Origin of the sequence: Mesorhizobium sp. M7A.F.Ca.CA.004.06.1.1 (genome assembly GCF_003999135.1) — a bacterium.
GTDB lineage: Bacteria > Pseudomonadota > Alphaproteobacteria > Rhizobiales > Rhizobiaceae > Mesorhizobium.
This window is the reverse complement of record NZ_RZPQ01000451.1, coordinates 1-4,868: the sequence shown is the minus strand read 5'-3', so window position 1 is coordinate 4,868 and position 4,868 is coordinate 1. Positions and strand designations below refer to the sequence as shown.

6 protein-coding genes are annotated in these 4,868 nt (G+C 62.3%); 4 read left to right on the top strand and 2 right to left on the bottom strand.

Features of this window, described 5'->3' with window-relative positions; genetic code table 11:
• From EN906_RS23130 to EN906_RS23120, 3 genes are all read left to right on the top strand, one after another.
• Positions 1-354: ABC transporter permease subunit (locus EN906_RS23130; RefSeq protein WP_127375399.1), on the top strand; the 354-nt coding region annotated here is incomplete at its 5' end.
• Complete coding sequence (gene choV / locus EN906_RS23125) at positions 351-1,532, top strand: choline ABC transporter ATP-binding protein (RefSeq protein ID WP_127266556.1); 1,182 nt, start codon at positions 351-353, stop codon at positions 1,530-1,532. The genes EN906_RS23130 and choV, both read left to right, overlap by 4 nt.
• A gap of 93 nt (positions 1,533-1,625) precedes the next feature.
• Positions 1,626-2,165 carry a hypothetical protein gene (locus EN906_RS23120; RefSeq protein ID WP_236382896.1) on the top strand — a complete coding sequence of 180 codons (540 nt, stop codon included), beginning with the start codon at positions 1,626-1,628 and terminating at the stop codon, positions 2,163-2,165.
• A 102-nt stretch (positions 2,166-2,267) separates the two neighbouring features.
• On the opposite strand, the gene EN906_RS23115 is transcribed toward EN906_RS23120, so the two are convergent.
• Together EN906_RS23115 and EN906_RS23110 are read right to left on the bottom strand one after the other, a co-directional pair.
• Positions 2,268-3,674 carry an ATP-binding protein gene (locus tag EN906_RS23115; RefSeq protein WP_127266558.1) on the bottom strand — a complete coding sequence of 469 codons (1,407 nt, stop codon included), beginning with the start codon at positions 3,672-3,674 and terminating at the stop codon, positions 2,268-2,270.
• Positions 3,671-4,387, bottom strand: a complete 717-nt coding sequence (locus tag EN906_RS23110; RefSeq protein WP_127266559.1) for a response regulator transcription factor — start codon at positions 4,385-4,387, stop codon at positions 3,671-3,673. The genes EN906_RS23115 and EN906_RS23110 overlap by 4 nt, the downstream gene beginning before the upstream one ends.
• Before the next feature lie 252 nt (positions 4,388-4,639).
• On the opposite strand from EN906_RS23110, the gene EN906_RS37795 reads away from it, so the two are divergent.
• Positions 4,640-4,868, top strand: a 229-nt coding sequence (locus EN906_RS37795; protein WP_127375398.1) for a hypothetical protein, incomplete at its 3' end; no start/stop codon positions are given.

The window sequence follows — 4,868 nt, the reverse complement described above, 5'->3', positions numbered from 1 at the left end:
ATCTTCGTCATCCCGACCGCGGTTCGTCTCACGCATCTCGGCGTCGTCTCGGTGCCGAAGTCGATCGTCGAGGCCGGCGAGGCGTTCGGCGCCACCAAGAGCCAGTTGCTGTGGAAGGTGGAGCTGCCCTCGGCGCTGCCCACCATCATGGCCGGTCTGACGCAGTGCATCATGCTGTCGCTATCGATGGTGGTGTTTGCCGCACTGATCGGCGCGGGCGGCCTCGGCACCGAAATCAACCGGGCGCTGGGTTCGCGCAAGATCGACCTCGGGCTTGAGGCGGGCCTCGCCATCGTCGTTTTGGCCATCGTGCTCGACCGGATGACCCGCATCGCCGTTGGAGGCAAGAAATGACCGTCGCCGTCGATTTCCGGAACGTCGATATCGTCTTCGGCGCCGACCAGGCCGGATCGCTGAAGATGATCGACGCCGGAGCCAGCCGCGCCGAGATCCTCGAAAAGACCGGCAATGTACTGGGTTGCGCCGGCGCCAGCCTGACCGTGAACGAGGGCGAAATCTCCGTGCTGATGGGTCTCTCCGGTTCGGGCAAGTCGACATTGCTGCGGGCGGTCAACCGGCTCAACGTGGTGTCGCGCGGCCAGGTGCTGGTCAAGGATGGCGACAAAACCGTCGACGTCGTCACCTGCGACGAGGCGACCCTGCGGCGCCTGCGCCAGAAACAGGTGGCGATGGTGTTCCAGCAGTTCGGCCTTTTGCCCTGGCGCACGGTGGAGGAGAATGTCGGTCTCGGCCTCGAACTCGCCGGCGTACCGGAAGCCGAGCGCAAGGAGCGCGTGCAACGCCAGCTCAAGCTGGTCAATCTCGACCAGTGGTCGAAGAAATACGCGCATGAGCTGTCGGGCGGCATGCAGCAGCGCGTCGGCCTGGCGCGGGCCTTCGCCACCGAGGCGCCGATCCTGCTGATGGACGAGCCGTTCTCGGCGCTCGACCCGCTGATCCGCACCAAGCTGCAGGACGAATTGCTGCAGCTCCAGGCCGAATTGAAGAAGACCATCATCTTCGTCAGCCACGACCTTGAGGAGGCGCTGAAGATTGGCTCCCACATCACCATCATGGAGGGCGGGCGCATCGTGCAAACCGGCGCGCCGGAGGACATCGTGCTGCGGCCTGCCAACGACTATGTCCGCGACTTCATCGCCAATGTGAACCCGCTGTCGGTGCTGACCGCCTGGAACGTGATGCGCGACCGTCGCGATCTGGAGCACGGCAAGGATGGCTGGGTGTGGCTCGACCGCCGCAAGACGACGCGCTTCAAGATCGATGAGCATGGGCTGGTGGCGGCGGCCGAACGCGATGGCAAGCCGGCGGTCTGGGTGTCGTGCGCCGACGTCGAAGGCCAATCCGAGGAAGCCGCGCAAGTGTTCTGGGCCAATCCGGGCACTTCGCTGAAAACCGTGATGCTGGCCATGCACCGTTCGCAGACCGCTCCCGTGGCGCTGTTCGACGACCAGTCGCGCTTCGTCGGCGCCATCGGTATCCGCGACGTGCTGAGCGCGGTGCTGCGGCGGTAACCTTCGCCGTCAATTCAGCCCATAGGGCGGTTTAGTGTTTTCGAGGGAACAGCCGGGTCGCATAATTGAGGTTGAGGAATGCGAAACGCGACGGTGGCTGCACTCATATACGAGTTTCTATTCGACGTTTACCGGCTAATCGACGCCGAGCGAGAGCACAACGAGTGGCTGCCAGACGAACATAGTGTGGTGCGTGAAGCCTTCTTTCACAGTTACATCAGCTGCTGGGAGTGGAGTACCTCGGTGCTGGAGGAGGTCGGCGCCACCAAGACCCTCCAGCTGCCGCACATTAGGCAAGACCCGAACAGGCGCAGTCCGTACAGCTACCCTTTAATGACCTTGGACGACTGTCGCGTTGCAGACTTTTTAGAGTTCGAGACATTCGACAATTATTGCTATGCAATGTTCACCTTTTACCAATTGATCGGTCAAACTTCGCGTGAGAACGAGGTCAATCTGGCCGTTCGGTCTCCCCGGTTCTTGGAGGCAGTCGCATCCAAGGACGATGTCTTCCTGATCGAGGACATTCATTGCGTTAAATTTAGACGAGATCGCTTCGAGGAAAAGGTGATGACGCGTTGGGACGAGATGCAACTTCGCATATTTCGACGCAAGGACGGCGTACTGAAATAGGCAACCAGCCTATCCACCGCTCGTTGACCTATGCTGGTTGAAGTTGAGAGCAGACCGACGAAGAACCGGCTAACGAAACTGCCCTGTCATCTTGTGGCAGCCTTATGCCGCCAGCGGCAGGCGCAGCTGCGTTAGCAGGCCACCGCCCGGGTTGTTAGACAGGCTGATCTCGCCGCCGGCGGCGCGCGCGATGTTGCGGGCAATGGTCAGGCCGAGGCCCAGACCGCCGGTCTGGCGGTTGCGCGATTGTTCGAGGCGCACGAACGAGCCGAACACGGCGTCGATCTGTGCCTGCGGTATCCCGGGCCCTTCATCGCGGATGGTGAGCAGGATCATGTCTTCCGACCGGCGCAGCGTAAGATGCGCCTTCTTGCCGTAGGTGACCGCGTTCTGCACCAGATTGGTGACACAGCGCTTGAGCGCGACCGGCCGCGCCATGCAGATCAGCCCGCGCGAACGGGTCTCGTCGTCGAACGATACGTCGTCATAGCCGTCGGCGATCGATTCCACGAGCGACCAGAAATCGATGCGTTCGTTCTTTTCCTCCGTCACTTCGAAGGTGGCGAAGTCGATCACCGAGCTGGCGATGCCCTCGACATCGGCGAGGTCGTGCGCCAATGCCTCGCGGACCGCCGATTTGCGCAACAGCTCCAGGCGCAGGCGCATCCTGGTCATCGGCGTGCGCAGATCATGCGCCAATGCCGCCGCCAGATGTTCGCGGTCCTCGACATATTCGCGCAACCTTGCCTGCATGGCGTTAATCGCCTTAGCGGCGGCACGGACCTCGCGGCTGCCGCTCTCGGCGATCGGCGGGCTCTTTAGATCCTTGCCGATCCGGTTCACGGCGGTTTCCATCATCCGGTAGGGCGCCGTCAGCCGGCGCAGCGACCAGATCGACATGATCACCACCAGCCCTGCGATCAGCGAATAGAGCGGCAGGCTGTCGAAGCTCAGGATCGGGCCGACCGGCGTGATCGGCTCGGTGAAGTTCAGCCATTGGCCGTCGGCGAAGCGCAGCGAGGCCGTCAGCTTGTCGCTCTGGGCGAAGTCGGCGGCCAATACCAGAAGGTCGCGCTCGACCTGGCCGATGTCGGGTCCCGGGGCCGTGCCGTCCGCGTCATCGGCCTCGCGCGTCGCCGGATCGCGGCGTACGCGTGCATCGGTGATGCCGAATTTCGACAGCCTGCCGACGAGGATGTCTTCGAGTTCGGCCAGTTCGTCGTCACCGGCGATCGACGAAGTGACCGCCGGTGTGTCCGAAACGGTGAGCGCATAGGTTGAATTGAACAGGCCGCTCGCCGTCGCCTTGCGCTCGTCCGGACTGGCGTCATGCATGAGCTGCACCAGCGAGAAGGCACGGTCGTTGAGCCGGTAGAGGTCGACGACGTCGTTGGCGGCGGCGCGGTCGCGCGATACGATGTAAAGGGTCGCGACCTGGCTGATCAGCAGGCCGGCAATGACGATCAGCAGCACCCAGACAGGCAAGGTCTGCGGCAGGAAACGCCTCATTCGGAGGTCGTCTCGGGCAGGAACTGGTAGCCGCCGCTGCGCACGGTCAGGATCAGCTTGGGCGTTTTGGGGTCGTCTTCCATCTTGCGCCGCAACCGGCTGACCAGGATGTCGATGCTGCGGTCGAAGGAATAGTCGCTGTCGCCGCCGGACAGTTCGATGAGCTGGTCGCGGGTCAGCACGCGCTGCGCGCTCTTGACGAAGGTCTGCAGCAGGTTGAATTCGGCCATGGTCAGCTCGACCCTGACATCGTCGGGTGCGATCAGCCGGCGCCGAGCACAGTCCATCGTCCAGCCGGCGAAGCGGTAGATCTGCTTGGTGGTGGCGCGCTTGGGCTCGGCGGCGCCATTGCGCCTGAGCACGGCGCGGATGCGCGCCAAAAGCTCGCGCGGGTCGAAGGGTTTGGGCACATAGTCGTCGGCGCCCATTTCCAGGCCGACGACGCGATCGGTCGTCTCGGTGACGGCGGTCAGCATGATGATCGGCGTCGAGTACTGGGCGCGCAGGTCGCGGCACAGCTCCAGCCCGCTCTTGCCGGGCAGCATCACGTCAAGGACGATGAGGTCCACCTGGACGCGCCGCAGGATGGTCTCCATCTCGACACCGTCGGCGGCAACCGAGGTGTGCAGGCCCCGCTTCTGGAAGAATTCCTGCAGCAGGTCGCGGATGCCCTTGTCGTCGTCGACGATCAGTATGTGTGCGTCGGATTTCACAGCAGCCCTGTCATTGTTGCCAAGCCCTTCTGTCTTTGATTGCCAAGCCCTTCTGTCACAACCCACACGATAGAATTCAGGCCATATGTTGGCCAGTGGCTATGATGGGTTCACACCGGCTTTCTCAGACACAATCCAGAAACAAAATTCTACAGTTCAGAAAAACTCCTGAAAAATTTCAAGGGCATAACTGGTCTCGTGGCGGTCAGGTCATCGGCTGCGACGCTAGTCTCCGGGTTTACGGATAAACCGATGCCAAGGTTGTCGATCAGTTTGTTGGGTGCGTTGCTGGGCTTCTGCCTGGTCACTGCCGCTGTCGGACAATCGGACGCAAAGGTGACGCTCACAACCCGGAGCGAACGGTGCGCCAATCTCAGCCACCAATTTGATGAAGCCCTCGAAACCCACGCCACGGCAACGCAGGTCACCGCGGCAAAGGCACTTCAGAGAAAGGGCAACCGGTACTGCGCCGCCAAGAAAC

Bases quoted from the DNA above. Each gene is read 5' to 3' on its own strand.
- choV (WP_127266556.1), top strand. From the start codon at position 351: ATGACCGTCGCCGTCGATTTCCGGAACGTCGATATCGTCTTCGGCGCC.
- EN906_RS23115 (WP_127266558.1), bottom strand. From the start codon at position 3,674: ATGAGGCGTTTCCTGCCGCAGACCTTGCCTGTCTGGGTGCTGCTGATC.